The 18,675-nt window shown below is 47.7% G+C and carries 15 protein-coding genes and 4 tRNA genes; 5 read left to right on the forward strand and 14 right to left on the reverse strand.

Going from position 1 to position 18,675, the window contains the following annotated elements:
* Window positions 1-82: 82 nt before the first annotated feature.
* From P7M01_RS07100 to P7M01_RS07125, 6 genes are all read right to left on the reverse strand, one after another.
* A tRNA-Pro gene (locus P7M01_RS07100) sits at window positions 83-159 on the reverse strand.
* Between the two features lie 21 nt (window positions 160-180).
* A tRNA-His gene (locus P7M01_RS07105) sits at window positions 181-256 on the reverse strand.
* Window positions 257-284: 28 nt separating this feature from the next.
* Window positions 285-361: transfer RNA gene (locus tag P7M01_RS07110), tRNA-Arg, on the reverse strand.
* A gap of 139 nt (window positions 362-500) precedes the next feature.
* A complete protein-coding gene (locus P7M01_RS07115) occupies window positions 501-2,432 on the reverse strand; it encodes an ABC transporter ATP-binding protein (protein WP_317483414.1) in 1,932 nt (643 codons plus the stop codon).
* Between the two features lie 111 nt (window positions 2,433-2,543).
* Window positions 2,544-5,351, reverse strand: coding sequence for a formate dehydrogenase subunit alpha (fdhF, locus tag P7M01_RS07120; protein ID WP_317480845.1), 2,808 nt, complete (start codon window positions 5,349-5,351; stop codon window positions 2,544-2,546).
* Complete coding sequence (locus tag P7M01_RS07125) at window positions 5,348-7,186, reverse strand: NAD(P)-binding protein (protein WP_202937787.1); 1,839 nt, start codon at window positions 7,184-7,186, stop codon at window positions 5,348-5,350. The genes fdhF and P7M01_RS07125 overlap by 4 nt, the downstream gene beginning before the upstream one ends.
* A gap of 273 nt (window positions 7,187-7,459) precedes the next feature.
* On the opposite strand from P7M01_RS07125, the gene P7M01_RS07130 reads away from it, so the two are divergent.
* The 3 genes from P7M01_RS07130 to P7M01_RS07140 all read left to right on the forward strand — a co-directional run bounded on the left by P7M01_RS07130 (window position 7,460) and on the right by P7M01_RS07140 (window position 9,953).
* Entirely contained in the window at window positions 7,460-9,394 is a 1,935-nt protein-coding gene (locus P7M01_RS07130; protein ID WP_317483415.1) for a DNA topoisomerase III, read from the forward strand.
* Between the two features lie 99 nt (window positions 9,395-9,493).
* Window positions 9,494-9,844, forward strand: coding sequence for a preprotein translocase subunit SecG (gene secG / locus P7M01_RS07135; RefSeq protein WP_202935757.1), 351 nt, complete (start codon window positions 9,494-9,496; stop codon window positions 9,842-9,844).
* 23 nt (window positions 9,845-9,867) lie between these two features.
* Window positions 9,868-9,953, forward strand: a tRNA-Leu gene (locus tag P7M01_RS07140).
* Window positions 9,954-10,292: 339 nt separating this feature from the next.
* Here the strand turns inward: P7M01_RS07140 and purF are convergent.
* The 5 genes from purF to rplY all read right to left on the reverse strand — a co-directional run bounded on the left by purF (window position 10,293) and on the right by rplY (window position 14,002).
* Complete coding sequence (purF, locus tag P7M01_RS07145) at window positions 10,293-11,759, reverse strand: amidophosphoribosyltransferase (protein WP_317477589.1); 1,467 nt, start codon at window positions 11,757-11,759, stop codon at window positions 10,293-10,295.
* A gap of 12 nt (window positions 11,760-11,771) precedes the next feature.
* Complete coding sequence (locus P7M01_RS07150; protein WP_202935764.1) at window positions 11,772-12,263, reverse strand: CvpA family protein; 492 nt, start codon at window positions 12,261-12,263, stop codon at window positions 11,772-11,774.
* Between the two features lie 73 nt (window positions 12,264-12,336).
* Window positions 12,337-12,777 (reverse strand): terminus macrodomain insulation protein YfbV, encoded by a 441-nt coding sequence (yfbV, locus tag P7M01_RS07155; RefSeq protein ID WP_317483416.1) that lies wholly within the window; start codon window positions 12,775-12,777, stop codon window positions 12,337-12,339.
* Entirely contained in the window at window positions 12,778-13,572 is a 795-nt protein-coding gene (gene truA / locus P7M01_RS07160) for a tRNA pseudouridine(38-40) synthase TruA (RefSeq protein WP_202935766.1), read from the reverse strand. It abuts the gene before it with no gap.
* A 142-nt stretch (window positions 13,573-13,714) separates the two neighbouring features.
* Window positions 13,715-14,002 (reverse strand): 50S ribosomal protein L25, encoded by a 288-nt coding sequence (gene rplY / locus P7M01_RS07165; RefSeq protein WP_317475878.1) that lies wholly within the window; start codon window positions 14,000-14,002, stop codon window positions 13,715-13,717.
* Window positions 14,003-14,205: 203 nt separating this feature from the next.
* Here rplY and P7M01_RS07170 point away from each other — a divergent pair, with 203 nt between their 5' ends.
* Both P7M01_RS07170 and tehB read left to right on the forward strand, forming a co-directional pair.
* Entirely contained in the window at window positions 14,206-14,814 is a 609-nt protein-coding gene (locus tag P7M01_RS07170; protein WP_317475879.1) for a DedA family protein, read from the forward strand.
* Between the two features lie 160 nt (window positions 14,815-14,974).
* The gene (gene tehB / locus P7M01_RS07175) at window positions 14,975-15,835 is read left to right on the forward strand and encodes an SAM-dependent methyltransferase TehB (RefSeq protein WP_317475880.1); all 861 of its coding nucleotides are present in this window, start codon (window positions 14,975-14,977) and stop codon (window positions 15,833-15,835) included.
* Between the two features lie 85 nt (window positions 15,836-15,920).
* On the opposite strand, the gene P7M01_RS07180 is transcribed toward tehB, so the two are convergent.
* The 3 genes from P7M01_RS07180 to uvrC are packed head-to-tail and all read right to left on the reverse strand — an operon-like array spanning window position 15,921 to window position 18,567.
* Window positions 15,921-16,094, reverse strand: coding sequence for a YoaH family protein (locus tag P7M01_RS07180; protein WP_202935770.1), 174 nt, complete (start codon window positions 16,092-16,094; stop codon window positions 15,921-15,923).
* 8 nt (window positions 16,095-16,102) lie between these two features.
* Window positions 16,103-16,693: a DNA glycosylase gene (locus tag P7M01_RS07185; RefSeq protein ID WP_317483417.1), complete on the reverse strand. Its 591-nt coding sequence runs from the start codon at window positions 16,691-16,693 to the stop codon at window positions 16,103-16,105.
* A gap of 47 nt (window positions 16,694-16,740) precedes the next feature.
* Complete coding sequence (uvrC, locus tag P7M01_RS07190) at window positions 16,741-18,567, reverse strand: excinuclease ABC subunit UvrC (protein ID WP_317483418.1); 1,827 nt, start codon at window positions 18,565-18,567, stop codon at window positions 16,741-16,743.
* Between the last annotated feature and the right edge of the window lie 108 nt (window positions 18,568-18,675).

Here is an 18,675-nt window from a genome sequence, read left to right on the forward strand (position 1 = left end):
ACCTTAAGTCTTCTGTTTTTTTTAAAACGAATCTTATCGGTGCCCACACAGATTGTCTGATAAATTGTTAAAGAGCAAAAATTGGTCGGCGAGATAGGATTTGAACCTACGACCCACTGGTCCCAAACCAGTTGCGCTACCAAGCTGCGCTACTCGCCGTTAGAATCTTAAAAAATAAGATGGGGTGGCTAATGAGACTCGAACTCACGACAACTGGAATCACAATCCAGGGCTCTACCAACTGAGCTATAGCCACCATTGATTTATTGTATATACGCTGACTCTGGCGCGCTCGACAAGATTCGAACTTGCGACCTTTGGCTCCGGAGGCCAACGCTCTATCCAACTGAGCTACGAGCGCTCAGCGCGTCGTTGCGGGGCGTATATTAAGGATTTTCCTTATGCTTGTCTAGCATTTTTTTGAAAAAATCGAACATTTATTTTCTTTTGCTGCTTATTTATTCAAATTGTTTAGAATTCAACATTTTTTTGCTTAAATTTTAGCTTTCGGTCTGATTTTTCTTTTCTTCCAGGGCTGCCCAGCGTTCAAAGGCTTGCTCCAGCGCTTGCTCCTGTTCGGCTAATTCCTGTAATTTTGCCGTCGTATATTCATGCGGTTGCTGGAAAAATTCCGGCGCACTCACTTCGTTCTGAAGTGCGGTCAATTTTTCTTCTAAATTTTCTAATAATTGAGGCAGTTGTTCCAGTTCCTGTCGTTCTTTGTAAGAAAGTTTCAACGGGCGTTGGCGCTCAGGTTGAAAAACTGTTTTAATTTCGACCGCACTTTTCGTTGTTTTTTTCTGTTTTGATTCTTCTTCCGCTTTTTTCGCCAGCACGTTCGCCTGCTGCTGTTTAGCATCGAAAAAACCGCCTACATATTTATTGAGCACGCCGTTGCCTTCAAACAGATAACATTCCGTCGCCACATTATCGATAAACTGACGATCGTGGCTGACAATGATCAATGTACCTTGGTAATCCGCTAAAATTTCTTCCAGCAGCTCAAGGGTTTCTACATCCAAATCGTTGGTCGGTTCGTCCAGAATAAGCAGGTTATTCGGTTTCAGTAATAATTTTGCCAATAGCAGGCGGTTACGTTCGCCGCCGGACAGCGCTTTCACCGGCGTCATCGCTCGTTTAGGCGGAAACAAAAAATCCTGTAAATAGCCCAACACGTGGCGTTTTACGCCGTTAACCTCAATATCCTGTTTGCCGTCCGCCACATTGTCCATAACGGTTTTTTCCGGATCCAGATCCTCACGGTATTGATCAAAATACGCAACATCCAGTTTTGTTCCGCAGCGAATGGCGCCCGAAGTAGGTTGCAATTGCCCCAGCAATAACTTGATAAACGTGGTTTTCCCGCAACCGTTCGGCCCCACCAGGGCAATTTTATCACCGCGCAAAATCGTGGTGCTAAAATGGGAAAGCAAGGTTTTTCCTTCAATTTCATAACCGGCGTCTTTCACTTCAAACACAATTTTTCCCGAACGACTTGAGGTATCCAGCTGTAATTTCGCCGAACCCAACACATCGCGGCGCTGACGCCGTTCTTCGCGCAACGCTTTCAGCGCGCGCACTCGTCCTTCGTTACGGGTACGCCGCGCTTTAATGCCTTGGCGAATCCACACTTCTTCCTGCGCTAATTTTTTATCAAACAATTCGTTTTGTAAGGCTTCGACCCGCAGATTTTCCTCTTTTGCAGCGAGATAAGTGTCATAATCTCCCGGATATGACACCAAACGCCCGCGATCCAAATCCACAATTCGGGTCGCCATTTTCTTGATGAAAGAACGGTCATGAGAAATAAACACCATGCTGCCGCCAAAGCCCGACAGAAATTCTTCCAGCCATTCAATGGCATCCACATCCAAGTGGTTAGTCGGTTCATCTAACAGCAAAATATCGGGATCACACACCAGCGCCCGCGCCAATGCGGCTTTCCGCAGCCAACCGCCGGACAATTCCGACAGCGACGCCTCCGGATTTAATTCCAGTTTTCCCAATACTTCCTTAATTTTATTTTCGAACTGCCAGCCGTTTTCGTGTTCCAGTTTCGCCTGAACCTGAGACAGCCGGCTCAGCGTCGCCTCGTCGTATCGGTTTTCCAGCTGTACGGAAATTCGGTGATATTCTTTTAGTAAATCCGCCAGATGGCCAATGCCTTCCGCCACATAATCAAACACATTCCCTTCGGCGTGGCGGGGCGGATCCTGCTCTAAACGCGAAATAACCAAATCTTTTTCAAATTGCAGTTTGCCGTCGTCCATCACCACTTCGCCGGACAAAATTTTCAGCAAGGTCGATTTACCGGCGCCGTTGCGTCCTACCAAACAAACCCGTTCGTTCGCTTCGATATGTAAATCAGCGTGATCTAACAAAGGCGCGTCGCTAAAAGAAAGATATCCGTTGGTTAAACTGATCAGTGGCATAAAGTAAAAAATTCCGGTTAAATCATAATGTCGGGGGATTTTAGCATCTTTTATGTAAAAGTGCGGGCAAAAAAACGATCGTTTTTTCTCCCGCACTTTATGAAACGGCTGTCAACCTAACGCCCGCGCGATGTTTTTATCCATGCGTTTGCGCCATTGCTGCGCCACCATTTTTTGCGACACGTATTTGCCTTTGGCATTGAAAGCTTCTTCTTTCGGCAGTTTTTCAATGCGGCAAGCGCACACTTTATATTCCGGGATGCGCGCAAATTGGTCTAACGCGGCATTGGTCAGCCAGTTGCAGTTGCCGTCGGCAAAATGGAACGGCATCCAGCATTCGCCCGGATTGGTTTTATCCGATACGCGCGCTTCCGAAGTAATTCGCCCCCGACGCGACGTAACGCTGACCCGTTCGCCGTCCACAATACCTAAAGATTTGGCATCCGCCGTGTTGATTTCCACGAAAGAATGTCCGACGATTTCCATCAGGCCTTCGGTTCTTGCCGTCATTGCCGAAGTGTTGTAATGATACAAAATCCGTCCGGTTGTTAACATTAACGGATAATTTTTATCCGGTAATTCTTTCGCCGGTTTATATTCCGTCGGATAGAATAAGCCTAATCCGCGGACCATTTTGCCTACATGCATAATCGATGTGCCCGGGTGATATTTGTCCGTGCACGGCCATTGCAAGGATTGAGTCGGTTCGTTTTCCAAACGCGCATAGCTCATACCGTGGAACGACGGTGTGACCGAGGCCATTTCATCGAAAATTTCCGAGGCGGTTAGCGTCGGTTGGTTATAGCCCATGCGGCGCATCAGTTCGCAGATAATATCCGTATCGAGGCGAGAGTTTCCCGGCAAGGTCACCGCTTTGCGAACCCGTTGCACGCGACGTTCCGTGTTGGTGAAGGTGCCGTCTTTTTCCGCATAGGAACGTCCCGGCAGCACCACATCAGCCAGTAACGCGGTTTCCGTCATAAATAATTCCTGCACGACGAGGAAATCCAACGCATTCAATGCTTTCACGACATGAGCGCTGTCCGGATCCGTCACCACCGGATCTTCACCGCAAATGTACAACCCCTTCACTTCGCCTTTAATGGCTTTCGGGAAAATATCGGTGGCGTGCGTTCCCACATGCGCCGGTAACTCAACGCCCCAGGCTTTCTCAAATTTTTCGCGGATTTCAGGGTTGGTCACCGGTTGATAGCCGGGGAATTTATCCGGCATTGCGCCCATATCGCAGGCCCCTTGCACGTTGTTTTGTCCGCGCAACGGGTTAACGCCGCAACCTTCACGTCCCAGTTTGCCCACCATCATGGCCATGTTGGACATGGACATCACCCCTTCCGTACCGGTGGAATGTTCGGTCACGCCGAGGCAGTAAATAATCGGCGCTTTTTTAGCTGAAGCGTAAATTCTTGCCGCCGCACGCAAATCGTCCGGATCAATTCCGCAGATTTTCGCTACGCGTTCCGGCGTATAATCTTTCACGATTTTTTTCAGCTCTTTAAATCCTTCCGTGCGTTCGGCGATGAATTGTTCATCAATTAATCCTTCTTTGATGAAAATATGACACATCCCGTTGGCAAAGGCGATATTGGTGCCCGGACGCAATTTTAAATGCACGTCCGCCTGCTTGGTCAATCCGATGTCGCGCGGATCCACCACAATCAATTTGGTGCCTTTGCGTACCGCTTCACGGATTTGCATCCCCACCACCGGATGCGCTTCTTCCGGATTGGATCCCACCAACAAAATCGCATCCACATCATGCGTGATATCGTAAATCGGATTGGTCATCGCTCCGGAACCCAGGGTTTTTGCCAAGCCTTCTACGGATGCGGAATGACAGACGCGAGCGCAGTTATCGGTGTTATTGGTACCGAAACAGGTGCGCACCATTTTCTGTACCATATAAATATCTTCGTTCGGCGAACGGGAACAGGCAAATCCCGCCAGAGAATCCGGGCCGTATTGGCGTTTCAACGTCATAAATTTGGAGGCGACCAAATCAAGCGCTTCATCCCAGCTTGCTTTACGGAATTTACCCGTCGCGCGATCTTTAATCAGCGGATCCGTCAACCGATCTCCGGACATCACGAATTTATAGGAACCGAAACGCCCTTTCACACATAAACGTCCGCCGTTAGACGGCCCGTTCACCGCTTCCGCGCCTACCAGTTTGTTGTCTTTTACCAATAATTCGTATTGACAACCCACGGCACAGTGCGGGCAAGTGGTTCGCACCCGTGAAATTTCCCAAGTGCGGTACGATTTTGCTTCTTTTTTATAAATCGCGCCGGTCGGACAGGCTTCCGCACAGTTACCGCAAGATTCGCAATCCGTTTCTTTCCAGTTCTTTCCGAACGGCGTTTCAATAGTGCGGAAAATGCCCCGTGAAGTCAGTTTAATGGAATCGCAGCCGCTCACGTTGGCACAAGTATTAATACAGCGTTGGCAATGAATGCACAAATCCGGACGATATCCCAGGAACGGGTTGTCTTCCACATGCGGAACTTCAATGCCGGCTACGCGAATATTTTCGTAACTTGATTCGGAAATGCCGCATTGATGACAGACGTTTTGCAGCTCGCAGGCACCGTTAGACGGGCAGGAAAAACAAATCAGATTATGATGAGAAAGAATTAAATCCAGCGCCATGCGACGGGATTTCACTACGCGATCCGTTTGGGTTCGAACCACCATGCCGTCCTGCGCCAAAGTATTACAGGAAGTCGGCAATTTGTCATAGCCTTCCACTTCCACCACACAAACGCGGCAGGAACCGATATTGCTCACATCTTTTAAATAGCAAAGCGTAGGAATATTGATACCTACGGATTTTGCCGCTTCGAGCACGGTTGTTCCTTTTTCGACCTGAACAGTTAATCCGTCAATGGTTAAATTAATCATAGATCACGTCCTCCCTGTAATACTCCACAACCGAAATGATCGCAACGCAGACAGCGGGCGGCTTCCTGCATGGCTTCTTCATAAGTATACGGATTTTCTACATGTTCAAAGTCGCGTTTACGAATGTAAGCCGGTCGTTCCGTAATATTGGCGCGACCGACCTGAATGCGCATATTTTCTTTTGGCTCCGGCGCCCGGGTTTCACAAGGGAACTTATGATGGTAACCCAAGTATTCGTCGATATTGTGCGCCGCCACTTTACCCGCCGCAATGGCTTTAATCGCCGTCGACGGACCGGTGGCGCAGTCCCCCCCCACAAAGACACCGGGGATCTCCGGCACCGCGGTAGTCAATTCGGATTGAAATACGCCGCGATTCGCCGGCATCCCGAATTCTTCAAACGGACGGCTGATAATATCCTGCCCCACCGCGATTAAAATCACATCACAATCAATGGTAAACGGCGGTTTCTTCACCGCCACCGGACTCGGACGACCGCCGTGATCATAAGGTCCCGTCATTTGCGGCTGCACCGTTAACCCCGTACAGTTGCCCTGTTGGTCTTTTTCAATGGCGAGCGGCGCGGCTAAAGTGATTAATTCAATCCCCTCCATAATCGCCGCTTCAATTTCCGCATGCAACGCCGTCATATCATCCTGACGGCGACGATACACAATGCGCACGTCTTTGGCTTTACAACGTACTGCGGAACGGGCGGCGTCCATAGCAACGTTACCGCCGCCAATCACCACCACCACTTTATCGCTGTAATCCGGAATATTGCCGTTACCGATGCCGTCCAGCATTTCCACGGCGGAAAAAACATTGTTTGCATCGGCACCTTCAATACGCAAACTTTTACCTTTTTGCGCGCCGATACTGACGAACATGGCATCGTAATCCGCTTTAATTTTTTCAATCGGCATATCTTCACCGACCATTACGCCGTATTTCACTTCGATATTACCGGCGGATAAAATCGCATTCAAATCCTGATCTAACCGATCTTTCGGGAAGCGATAATTCGGAATCCCGTAACGCAGCATCCCGCCCAAAGCTTTCTGTCGTTCGAAAATCGTGACGCGATGCCCCATTTGGGCAAGGAAATAAGCGCAGGTTAACCCTGCCGGCCCGCCGCCGATTACCGCCACTTTTTTACCGGTATCCGGCAACGGTTGCGGCACCTTAACGGTGTCTGCCGCCACTTGATCCACCGCGTATTTTTTCAACCCGCGGATATTAATGGCGTCATCAATCAAACGGCGACGACAACGTTCTTCGCAGGGATGTTCGCAAACCAATCCGCAAGCGGTCGGCAACGGGTTATCTTTACGGATAAGATTTATGGCTTCGGCATAATTGCCGTCGCCGATATGGGCGATATAACCGGGAATATCCACATGCGCCGGGCACATATTAATGCAGGGGATCTTTTGTCCGACGCTTTTCAGGCAAGATTTATTATGAATATGACTTTCGTATTCGTCTTTGAATTCTTCAATGCTGTCAAGAATCTCAAAAGCGGGTTGATAGCCGATAGCGCAGTCGGAACCGTCGCGAATCATCTCCGCCAGCGCTCGAATTTGTTTCATGGTGGATTCGTCACCCTCGCCGTCCAGCACTTTTCTTACCAAAATCGATAACTGCGGGATGCCGTCACGGCAAGGCACGCATTTACCACATGTTTGGCTGACGGAAGAACGCAAAGACGCATATTGCACCACTAACGGACAAGTACCGGGCGGAAAACTCTGGACTTTACTGACAAATTTATCGATTAACACACCGATTTTTGTATCGTAGTTGTCCTCCGGCATCAGAAAAAACTTCGCCATAGCAATCACTCCAACATAGTTTCAGGTAAAAAAAGCAAATCAAAAAGTAACCGTTCCAATCTATAGCAAACATGTAGATGTGTAAATTTCCCCCGACCGGAAAATGCATTTATTTTGATCCACATCAGTATTCCCACACAATAAATATGTGTTTCGCTTTTGCAAAAAGTTTTCGTGCAAACACGAACCAATCCTACCGATATTTCCGCCGCATTTTGCATCCGATAAAAATTACGCTAAAATCGACCGCACTTTTTTAATCCGGAGCGAAAAATGCGCCTGTTTATAGCCGAAAAACCCAGCCTTGCCCGCGCCATCGCCGATGTTTTGCCGAAACCGCACAGTCGCGGCGACGGCTTTATTCGCTGCGGCGAAAACGATTATGTCACCTGGTGCGTAGGGCATTTGCTGGAACAGGCGGAACCCGATGCCTACAACCCGATTTATAAACAATGGCGGTTGGAACATTTACCTATTATTCCGCAAAAATGGCAGCTGATCCCGCGCAAGGAAGTGGCGAAGCAACTGAAAATTGTGGAAAAACTGATTCATCAGGCCGACGAACTGGTTAACGCGGGCGACCCGGATCGGGAAGGTCAGTTATTGGTGGACGAAGTATTCAGTTACGCCAATTTGCCCGCCGATAAAAAGGACAAAATTCAACGCTGTCTGGTGAGCGATCTCAACCCGAATGCGGTGGAAAAAGCCGTCAACAAGCTACAACCGAACCGCAATTTTATTCCCTTGGCGACCTCCGCCCTTGCCCGCGCCCGCGCCGATTGGCTGTACGGCATCAACATGACGCGCGCCTACACTATTCGAGGGCGTCAAGCCGGCTACAACGGCGTATTATCCGTAGGACGCGTGCAAACGCCCGTGCTGGGACTGATTGTGCGCCGCGATCAGGAAATCGAAAATTTTCAGCCGAAAGATTTTTTTGAAGTGCTGGCTCACATAAAAACTGAGCAAAATTCTACCGCACTTTCCTTCTCCGCATTGTGGCAACCGTCGAAAGCCTGCGAAGATTATCAGGACGAAGACGGCCGCGTGCTTTCCCGCGCGCTGGCGGAAAACGTGGTGAAACGCATTGCGCAACAACCCGCGGAAGTGACGGCATACGAAGACAAGCGGGAAAAGGAAACCGCGCCGCTTCCCTATTCGCTCTCCGCACTCCAAATCGACGCGGCAAAACGATTCGGTCTGTCCGCTCAGGATGTGTTGGATAGCTGCCAGAGTTTGTATGAAAAACACAAGCTGATTACCTATCCGCGCTCCGATTGCCGTTATTTGCCTAATGAGCATTTTGCCGATCGCCACGCGGTAATGAACGCCATTTCCGTGCATTGTCAGACCTATCAAACATTACCGAAAGCAATCGATTCCGAGCAGAAAAACCGTTGCTGGAACGATAAAAAAGTGGAAGCGCACCATGCCATCATTCCTACCGCCAAAAAACACGCGGTCAATTTAACCGCGCAGGAACAAAATATTTACGAATTAATCGCCCGCCAATATCTCATGCAGTTCTGCCCGGACGCCGAATACCGCAAAAGTAAAATCACGCTGAATATTACGGGCGGAACATTTATTGCGCAGGCGCGTAACCTGCAAATTGCCGGCTGGAAAGAATTGCTCGGTAAAGAAGATGACGACGATCAACCGGAACCGCCTTTGCCCGAAGTAAAAAAAGGACAAATATTGTTTTGCGAGAAAGGCGAAATCGTCAGTAAGAAAACTCAACCGCCCAAACCCTTTACCGACGCCACCCTGCTTTCCGCTATGACGGGAATTGCCCGCTTTGTGCAGGATAAAGAATTGAAAAAAATCTTACGCGAAACCGACGGACTGGGTACCGAAGCCACCCGAGCCGGCATTATCGAACTGTTATTCAAACGCGGATTTCTATATAAAAAAGGACGCAACATTCACAGCACGGAAGCGGGACGTATTCTGATTCAGGCCTTGCCGGATTCGGCGACCCAACCCGATATGACGGCGCAATGGGAAGCGCAGCTGAACGGCATCAGTCAAAAAGAAACCAGTTATCAATCCTTTATGTTTCATTTGACGCAAATGCTGCCGGATCTGGTGCAATTCGTGAATTTTTCCGCCTTGCGCCAACTGAGTGCGGTCGCCAATCAACCGAAACCGGCGGTCAAACGCAAAACAAGAAAAACAGCCGGTAAAAGTGCGGTCAAATCCGCTTAGATTTTCGGCATTCGGACAAAAAATACTTGCGAAGCCTACAAATATTCGGTAGTATTCGACCCGTTTTTGTTAATTGCGAATATCCGCAGAGAAGATTCAATGTATAGCGTTTTATTATTTGTTTATTTAATTATTTCAATCGTTATGATTGGCTTAATTTTGATTCAGCAAGGCAAAGGCGCCGATACCGGTGCGTCCTTTGGCGGCGGTGCGTCCGGCACGGTTTTCGGTTCGGCCGGTTCTGCCAACTTTTTATCCCGTTCAACCAGTATTTTGGCCGTTGCATTTTTTGTTATCAGCATTGTCATCGGAAACATTAACTCTCACCGCGACAACGTTAAACAAGGCAAATTTGATGATTTATCGCAAGCCGCTCAACAAATTGAACAGCAACAAAAAACCGTTGCACCGGCAGTAGAAAATAAAAACGCCGATATTCCTCAAAACTAAAAATTAACTATTTAAACAATAACGCTCTGGTGGTGGAATTGGTAGACACGCTATCTTGAGGGGGTAGTGACCGCAGGTCGTGCGAGTTCAAGTCTCGCCCAGAGCACCAAACAATTAAATTTAGCTCAACAAAGCTAAACGAAAAATCATAAAAAAGCCTGTAAAATCAACGTTTACGGGCTTTTTTCTTTGGTTGTTAAAGCTCGGTCGATATGCCAAATGATATTAAAATCGGCTGTCGGCTCGATTTTATCTACCGTTTTAAATTGTAAAAAAACGTTTAAAATTTTGCCCGCACTTTGAATACTGCGACATTGAATTTTTTCGGGTAACGCTAAATATTCATAGGCTATTCAATACAATCGTTACTACGGATTTCAAAAAACAAAAAAACTAAGTTACGCAATAACGGAACTTAGTTTTCTTTTTCAATTAGGTTAAGAATAAATTACTTCTTGGCCTTATCATTACGCTGATCGGCGATTTCGTCTAAATATTCCGCGGTGATGTCGCCGGTGACATAGGTTCCGGTGAAAACGGAAGTATCAAATTCGCGAATATGCGGATTTTCTTGCTGGATGGAAATTTCGAGAGAAGAAAGATCCTGGAAAACCAAGCGATCTACACCGATGAGTTTAGCGATTTCTTCCGTCGTACGACCGTAAGCGATAAGTTCGTGTTTGGTCGGCATATCGATACCGTACACATTCGGATAACGGATTTCCGGTGCGGCGGAGGCAAAATAAATCTTGTTAGCGCCGGCCGCTCTCGCCATATCCACAATCTGTTCGGATGTGGTACCGCGCACAATGGAATCATCCACCAACAATACATTTTTGCCTTTGAATTCCGCCGCAATAGTGTTCAATTTGCGTCTCACCGCACTTACGCGCTGAGTTTGTCCCGGCATAATGAAAGTGCGTCCCACATAACGGTTTTTCACAAATCCCTGACGATAAGGCACGCCCAATACATGAGCAATACGCAATGCAATATCGTTCGAGGTTTCCGGCACGGGAATAACTACGTCAATCTGTTCATCCGTCCATTCGCGGGCAATTTTTTGTCCCAGACGTTCTCCCATGTGAACACGCGCCGCATAAACGGAAACGCCGTCAATGGTGGAATCCGGACGAGCAAAATACACATATTCGAAAATACAAGGACATAACTTCGGATTGTCCGCACAAATTTCCGAATAAATTTCGCCTTCAAAAGTAACATATACCGCTTCGCCCGGCGCGATATCCCGTACGAATTCAAATCCCACGGTATCCAATGCAACGGATTCGGAGGCAAACATATAATCCGTTTTGCCGTTATCTTCCCGTTTACCCAATACCAACGGGCGAATTCCGTGCGGATCGCGAAACGCGACCAAACCGTGCCCGATAATCATGGCCACGCAGGCATAGGCACCGCGAATATCCTGATTGGTTAACCGTAAGGCGGAAAAAATGTCTTCGGGAGAGAGATGATATTTAGCGGTTTGATCGATGTGATAAGCGAGAATATTAAGCAATGCTTCGGAATCGGATTTGGTATTGACATGGCGGCGGGCGACTTTGAACAGTTTTTCTTTGAGCTCTTCGGAATTGGTTAAATTGCCGTTATGCACCAATGTTACGCCATAAGGCGAATTCACATAAAAAGGCTGCGCCTCAAATTCGCTCGAACTGCCCGCCGTCGGATAACGAACGTGCCCCAAACCGGCATTTCCGCGCAAACGTTCCATATGAACCTGCTGGAATACATCGGTCACCAATCCGTTCGCCTTACGTAAATGGAAACAACGGTTTTCATCCGCCGTCACAATCCCCGCCGCATCTTGGCCGCGGTGCTGCAACACCATTAAGGCGTCATAAATTGATTGATTTACTGGGCTTTGACTAACAATCCCGACAATACCGCACATTTGCTCACCCTCTTATTTCGTTGTAGGTAAATTTAAAAAACTGGAATTCGTTTGAAGCTGCTCGAAAAACCATTCCACAATAAAACCAAAGTGCGGAATTAATTTTGACGTTTTCCACATGTCCGTCTGGTTAAAATTAGTGAAGGTATCGAGAAAGAACAATAACGCCGCGACAATCAACACGCCGCGCAGAAAACCGAAACAACCGCCCAGCACACGATCGGTACCGGATAAACCGGTTTTATCCACTAATTGCCCGACGACATAATTCACCACGGCGCCCACAATCAGGCTCAGAATAAATAAAATACCGATTGCCGTACCGTTGCGAATATATTCCGATTCGATTTGCGTCAGTAAATTGGCTAGATAAGGATAGAATTGACTGGCAATGATAAACGCCACCACCCAGCTTGCCAGCGACATCACTTCGCGCACAAAACCGCGCAGCAGGCTGACAACAATAGAAAAGACAATAATTGCGATGATAATATAGTCAATCATTAAACGCTCCCCAAATTAACTCGGCTATTTTACAGAAAAAGTAACCGTTTGCGTAGTCCAAATAATAAGAAAATTACAGATCGTCCCAAAAGCTTTCGTCCAGGTGTTTCTCCGCTTTTTGTAAAAGATCCGCCAAATCGCCGTAACCGGGCTGCTCGATCGGCGTTAATGTCACTTGCTTTTCCCGCAAACGGGAAAAAATCTCCTGAAATTTGACCGCACTTTGAGGCGGTAATTTCGTATTCACCCGTTTTCCCAACCAATACAGCCCCTGAAAAGGTAAGCATAAGGCAAAAATTGCGGTCAGAATCGCCGCAGAAAACGCCACATTATTGCCTTTGGCAAAAAGCTGCTGCCATACCACGGCAAAAACCGCCAGAAAAGGCATGGCTTTTTGGGCGAAGCGGGTGGCGATAATCACGCGGTTTTCCGGGAAAATCGCCGCCAATTTCGGGTGTAAAGGCCAACGCTCAAGATAACGCTGTCCGCGTTTTACGGTTTGAAAAAATGCCATTTATATCAACTCGTCAGGTAAAAATAACGGACCAAGCGGCAAACGCGGAATCGCAAAACAGTCGGGATACGTCACCCCCACCAAATACAATCCTTCCGGTTTTGCCGTCGGCGCGGCAAGCTTGCGATCCCGTTGCTCCAACAGCCATTTCATCCATTCCGCAGGCTGACGGCCGCATCCGATTTCCATCAGACTGCCGACAATATTACGCACCATATGATGCACAAACGCGTTCGCCTGAATATCCACCACAATATAATGACCGTGTCGCGTTACCCGTAAATGATGCACATTACGCCAAGGCGTTTTAGACTGACATTGCGCCGCGCGGAAAGAAGAAAAATCATTTTCCCCCAACAAAAACTGCCCCGCTGCGTGCATTTTTTCATGATCGAGCGGCAAATGGCAGTGAGTAATGCCCTCGGGCAAAACGGCGGAGCGCAAATGATTGGCGTAAATCAGGTAACGGTAACGACGCGCCGTGGCACTGAAACGGGCGTGAAATTCGTCATCCACGGTTTTCGCCCATTTTATTGCAATATCGTCGGGCAAATTGGCATTCGTTCCAAACTCCCAGGCACGCGCGGGGCGCACCGCACGGGTTTCAAAATGCACCACCTGCCCAGTTCCGTGCACGCCGCTGTCCGTCCGGCCGGCACAAAACACTTCAATTTTTTCGTTCGCCACAAAAGACAGCGCCTTTTCCAGTTCTTCCTGCACGCTCGGAAGTTTCTCCTGTCGCTGCCAGCCGAAATAACCTTTACCGTTATATTCCACACCTAAAGCAATTTTCATAGATCGCGCTAAAAACTCCTAAAATCCTATTGTTCTTCAAAAAACATCGTATTTTTTGACCGCACTTTATCGGCTCACTTTACGCCAAAAACAAAAAAACACCAACAATCGAGGATTATTGGTGTTCTTCAACAACGGAAAATTAAGCACGTTTAAAGTCGATGTGTACTAATTTCGGTTTGAACGGATGACGTTGCATAGCCTGAACTTTTACCGCAACTTCTTTGCCGTCAATCACTAAAGTGATCACGTCCGAATAGAAATTATCCTGTGCTTGCGCGTTGTTTAATTCATCGTGGTTTAATACGATGGAAACCGGCGCTTCGCTGCCGCCGTAGACGATTGCAGGAATTTGGCCGTTATGACGCAGGCGGCGGCTCGCACCCTTACCTTGCGCCGTACGAACTTCAGCGTTAAATTTAAATGCCATGTTAATGTTCTCTTAAAATTGTAAAATGAAATCTCAGAAATTGCAGGCGACCCAGCAATTTCCCGTAACTTGCTCAAAGACCGGCTTTGAGGCCGTGAATTATAATGAATTTATCCTGCGAAAGCAAATTTAAACTGGCATTTAAACGCTAAAAAAGGCAAAATACACACAATTTTGTTCAACAACTTTGATGTGTACATTTTATGGATTTACTGGTTAATTTTTTTACCGATTACGGCTATTGGGCCGTGTTATTCGTGTTAATTATTTGTGGGTTCGGCGTGCCGATTCCGGAAGACATTACTTTGGTTTCCGGCGGCATTATCGCAGGATTGTATCCCGAAAACGTCAATGTGCATATTATGCTGGTCGTCAGTATGCTCGGCGTATTAATCGGCGACAGCACCATGTATTGGCTGGGACGCATTTACGGCGTCAAAATCCTGCGTTTCCGTCCGATGCGGCGAATTCTCACCTTGCAACGGTTACGCATGGTGCGGGATAAATTCGAACGGTACGGCAACCGCGTCCTATTCGTCGCCCGTTTTTTACCGGGTTTGCGCGCGCCGATTTATATGGTATCCGGTATTACCCGCCGCGTCAGTTTTGTCCGTTTCCTATTTCTGGATTTCTGCGCCGCCATTATTTCCGTGCCGATTTGGGTATATCTCGGCGAACACGGCGCTAATAATCGGGAATGGCTGGCGGAACAGATCAAAACCGGTCAATCGGGAATTTATGTGCTTATCGGTTTAATCGCGTTATTCGTAGGTTGGAAAATTTATAAAGCCCGCAAATCTCCGAAAGAATAAATAGGACAAAATCCGCGTTTCTGCGCGGATTTTTCTTTAGCAAAAAACGCTTCAAATTTTGCCCGCACTTTTCCTTTCCGTTCTTCGCTTGAAATCATTCATTAAATAACCTACTATAACACTCAGCTATAAACCTTAAATAACCACAATGAGAACCATCATGAAAACAGAATTAATCAGCTACAAAAAAATGCCGGTGTGGACCAAAGACAGCCTTCCCCGCATGTTTCGGGAAAAACACAACACCAAAGCCGGCACCTGGGGCAAAATCACCGTATTAAAAGGCCGATTGAAATTTTACGTGCTGACGGAAAACGGCGAAACGATCAGCGAACATCTCTTTACGCCGGCAGACGAAACGCCGTTCGTCGAACCGCAATTATGGCACCGCGTGGAAGCGGCGTCCGACGACTTGGAATGCTATCTGGAATTTTATTGCACCAAAGCGGATTACTTCAGCAAAAAATACAATATGACGGCAACTCATTCCGAAGTGAAAGCGGCGGCGGAACGGATTCAGCCTTGCAAAACCCTGGATTTAGGCTGCGGGCAGGGACGCAATTCGTTATTTTTAAGCCTGTTGGGGTATGAGGTAACATCCTGGGATCACAATGAAGCCAGTCTGACGTTTTTACGGGAAACGGCACACAAAGAAAACCTGCCGATTTCCACCGCACTTTACGACATTAACTCGGCAAATATTCGGGAAAATTACGATTTTATCTTATCCACCGTGGTGTTTATGTTTTTAAACCGCGACGCCGTGCCCGCCATCATTCAGAATATGCAACAACACACCAACAGCGGCGGCTACAATCTGATTGTCGCCGCGATGGATACGGCGGACGCGCCTTGCCCGGTTCCGTTTTCCTTTACCTTCAAAGCGGGGGAATTAAGCGATTATTATCGCGATTGGGAATTGGTGAAATACAACGAAGAACCGGGCGAATTACACAAAACCGATGAAAACGGCAATCGGATTAAAATGAAGTTCGTGACCATGCTGGCGCGCAAAAAATAATCCGCCGATAACCCCAGTGAACAAAAAGTGCGGTGAAAAAATCTTGTGTTTTTTTACCGCACTTTTCGGATTTCGTCTTTGCCGGTCAATCGTCAGACGGGCAATTCATTCCTTTTTCCTCGTGCCGTTTCCGCAGTTCTTCCGCCACAAGTTTAATCGCTTGTCCGGCGGGAACGCCTGTCGCCATCAGTTTTTGAATTTGTTCTACCGCCTGCTGTTGCTGGGCGTGGGTTAACCCCAATAAAGCGCTGTCTAACATATCGGCTCCTATAAAATACCGGCTAATTGAAAAAATGTGCGATATGCCGCCGTTTTTTTCTCGAAACTCAGCGGATAAGCCCTGGAAGTGGAAGGCGCACGGTAAAGTTTCAGTTTTCGTCCTGCAAAAGGGAAATCAATCGCTTCGTTGGTTTTCGGTTCTTTCGGTTTTTCCGGCGACAAACTGCACAACACTTCCGTCGCTTTGCCGCCGGTGGTGAAAATCCATTTGCATTGCGGAAGCCGGGTTAAAATTTCCGCCAGCGGAACAGGTTCCACAATCTCCAGAAATTTATCCGAAGCATTGCCCCGTTCGCGAATGGCTTTTAAAACGGTGGGACAAGAAGCGATTCCGCGCTCCGTCAGAAAAGCTTTGATGCGCTCCGCATCAAACCGCTTTTCGTTCTTCACCACAAAATGATCTTTATTGCCAAAGAAAATCGCTCCGTAAATCCGCCACATATCGTTTTGAAAATTCGGATAATGAAACGCCATGCTGCGTTTGTCCGCAGGCGGCGGGAACGTGCCCATCATCATAACGGTGGCCTGCGGCGGCAACAGAGGCGGAAACGGATGACTTTCAATCACAGATTCTGACATAAAAAACTTCCTTAATTTTGACCGCACTTTTATTTCGTAAACGGTTTCTAGTGCTTTAACGTCTCAAAAATGGTTTCGGCTAACGCCCGTGAAATACCGGGCACGGAGGCGATTTCATCCTGCGTCGCGTTTTTTACCCCTTGCATGCCGCCGAGGTATTTTAACAATGCCTGACGACGTTTCGGTCCAACGCCTTCAATGGTTTCCAGCCCGCTTTGGGTGAATGCTTTCTGACGTTTTTTACGGTGTCCGGAAATCGCGTGATTATGGCTTTCGTCTCGAATATGCTGAATCAAATGCAATGCCGGATTATCCGGCTCCAAATTCACTTCCCGTCCTTCTTTGCTTAAAATCAGGGTTTCCTGCCCTGCCCGGCGATCCACGCCCTTCGCCACACCGATTAAGTGCGGTCGATTTTTATCCCATTTTACATTCAGTCCTTCAAACACGCTTAAAGCGCGATTTAACTGGCCTTTACCGCCGTCAATAAAAATGACGTCGGGAATTTTTTCCGGCGGCAAATCGCGGTCATAACGTTTCTTCAGCGCCTGTTCCATCGCCGCGTAATCATCGCCGCCGGTAATGCCTTCAATATTAAAACGGCGATATTCGGATTTAAACGGTCCCGCCTCGTTAAACACCACGCAAGAGGCGATGGTTTGTTCGCCCATGGTATGGCTGATATCAAAACATTCCATCCGGTTGATTTTGTCCATGCCAAGCAGTTCCTGCAATACCCGATAACGTTCTCCGATCAGCGTCGTTTCTTTGAGTTTCAACGTCAGCGCCGCTTTTGCATTCATTTGCGCCAGCGACAGATACTTGCTCTTACTGCCTTTGGCTTTATCCTGAATACCGACCTTGCGCCCCGCCTGTTCGGAAAGCAGTTGTTCGATTTCCTCTTTGGCTTCCAGCTTATGATCCACCACAATGCTGTTCGGCACCGTGCGTCCCTGATGCGCCTGTAAGTAAAACTGCCCTACAAAGGTTGCCGTTAATTCGGATAAATCCGTATTTGCCGGAACTTTCGGAAAATAACTGCGATTGCCCAGCACTTTGCCCTGACGAATAAACAACACTTGTACGCAAGCCACGCCGTGCTGATAGGCAATGGAAATAATATCCATATCATCCAAGCGATCGTTAGACACAAATTGTTTTTCAATGACGGCGCGAACCGCTTGAATCTGATCGCGAAAACGGGCGGCGCTCTCAAAGTTCAAATCCCGGCTGGCGGCTTCCATTTTAGCGATCAAATGAGCCAATACCTGCTGATCCTTTCCTTGCAAAAACAAACGGGCGTATTCCACCTGCGCCTGATATTCTTCGTCCGTCACGTAACCTGCGACACAAGGCGCGGAACAACGTCCGATTTGATACTGCAAGCAAGGGCGCGAGCGATTTTTATACACTGAGTTTTCACATTGTCGAACGGGAAAAAGTTTTTGCAGCAATGACAGCGTTTCGCGCACTGCGCCCGCGTGCGGATAAGGTCCGAAATATTCACCCTGAATTTTCTTCGCCCCGCGATAAGCGGTAATGCGCGGATGGCGTTCTTTGGTCAGCAAAATATAGGGATAGGACTTATCGTCGCGCAACAGCACGTTATAACGCGGCTGAAAAGTTTTGATGTAATTGTGTTCGAGTAATAAAGCTTCCGTTTCCGAAGTGGTAATGGTGGTTTCAATGCGCGCAACAGACGCCACCAGCGCCTCCGTTTTTTTGCTGCTTAAATTCGGGCGGAAATAACTGGACAGCCGTTTTTTCAAATCCTTCGCTTTTCCCACATAGATTACCGTATCGGTTTTATCGAACATGCGATAAACGCCGGGATCATGGGTGACGTTTTTAAGAAAAGCTTTGGAATCGAACATAAAATTTAACACCGAAGGATAAAAGTGCGGTCAATTTTAGCACAATTTTTACCGAGAATCGGCAAATAAAAAGACGACAAAACCGCCGCCTTTTATCGAGTTAAGATA

This window comes from Exercitatus varius (genome assembly GCF_029577735.1).
In the GTDB taxonomy this organism is placed as follows: domain Bacteria; phylum Pseudomonadota; class Gammaproteobacteria; order Enterobacterales; family Pasteurellaceae; genus Exercitatus; species Exercitatus varius.

What these genes read in the sequence shown, in the direction of transcription:
- tehB (WP_317475880.1), top strand. Translation starts at nt 14,975, where the DNA reads ATGAAAACAGAATTAATCAGCTACAAAAAAATGCCGGTGTGGACCAAA.
- rplY (WP_317475878.1), bottom strand. Translation starts at nt 14,002, where the DNA reads ATGGCATTTAAATTTAACGCTGAAGTTCGTACGGCGCAAGGTAAGGGT.
- P7M01_RS07130 (WP_317483415.1), top strand. Translation starts at nt 7,460, where the DNA reads ATGCGCCTGTTTATAGCCGAAAAACCCAGCCTTGCCCGCGCCATCGCC.
- P7M01_RS07180 (WP_202935770.1), bottom strand. Translation starts at nt 16,094, where the DNA reads ATGTTAGACAGCGCTTTATTGGGGTTAACCCACGCCCAGCAACAGCAG.
- secG (WP_202935757.1), top strand. Translation starts at nt 9,494, where the DNA reads ATGTATAGCGTTTTATTATTTGTTTATTTAATTATTTCAATCGTTATG.
- P7M01_RS07150 (WP_202935764.1), bottom strand. Translation starts at nt 12,263, where the DNA reads ATGATTGACTATATTATCATCGCAATTATTGTCTTTTCTATTGTTGTC.
- uvrC (WP_317483418.1), bottom strand. Translation starts at nt 18,567, where the DNA reads ATGTTCGATTCCAAAGCTTTTCTTAAAAACGTCACCCATGATCCCGGC.
- truA (WP_202935766.1), bottom strand. Translation starts at nt 13,572, where the DNA reads ATGAAAATTGCTTTAGGTGTGGAATATAACGGTAAAGGTTATTTCGGC.
- fdhF (WP_317480845.1), bottom strand. Translation starts at nt 5,351, where the DNA reads ATGATTAATTTAACCATTGACGGATTAACTGTTCAGGTCGAAAAAGGA.
- P7M01_RS07125 (WP_202937787.1), bottom strand. Translation starts at nt 7,186, where the DNA reads ATGGCGAAGTTTTTTCTGATGCCGGAGGACAACTACGATACAAAAATC.
- yfbV (WP_317483416.1), bottom strand. Translation starts at nt 12,777, where the DNA reads ATGGCATTTTTTCAAACCGTAAAACGCGGACAGCGTTATCTTGAGCGT.
- P7M01_RS07185 (WP_317483417.1), bottom strand. Translation starts at nt 16,693, where the DNA reads ATGTCAGAATCTGTGATTGAAAGTCATCCGTTTCCGCCTCTGTTGCCG.
- P7M01_RS07170 (WP_317475879.1), top strand. Translation starts at nt 14,206, where the DNA reads ATGGATTTACTGGTTAATTTTTTTACCGATTACGGCTATTGGGCCGTG.
- purF (WP_317477589.1), bottom strand. Translation starts at nt 11,759, where the DNA reads ATGTGCGGTATTGTCGGGATTGTTAGTCAAAGCCCAGTAAATCAATCA.
- P7M01_RS07115 (WP_317483414.1), bottom strand. Translation starts at nt 2,432, where the DNA reads ATGCCACTGATCAGTTTAACCAACGGATATCTTTCTTTTAGCGACGCG.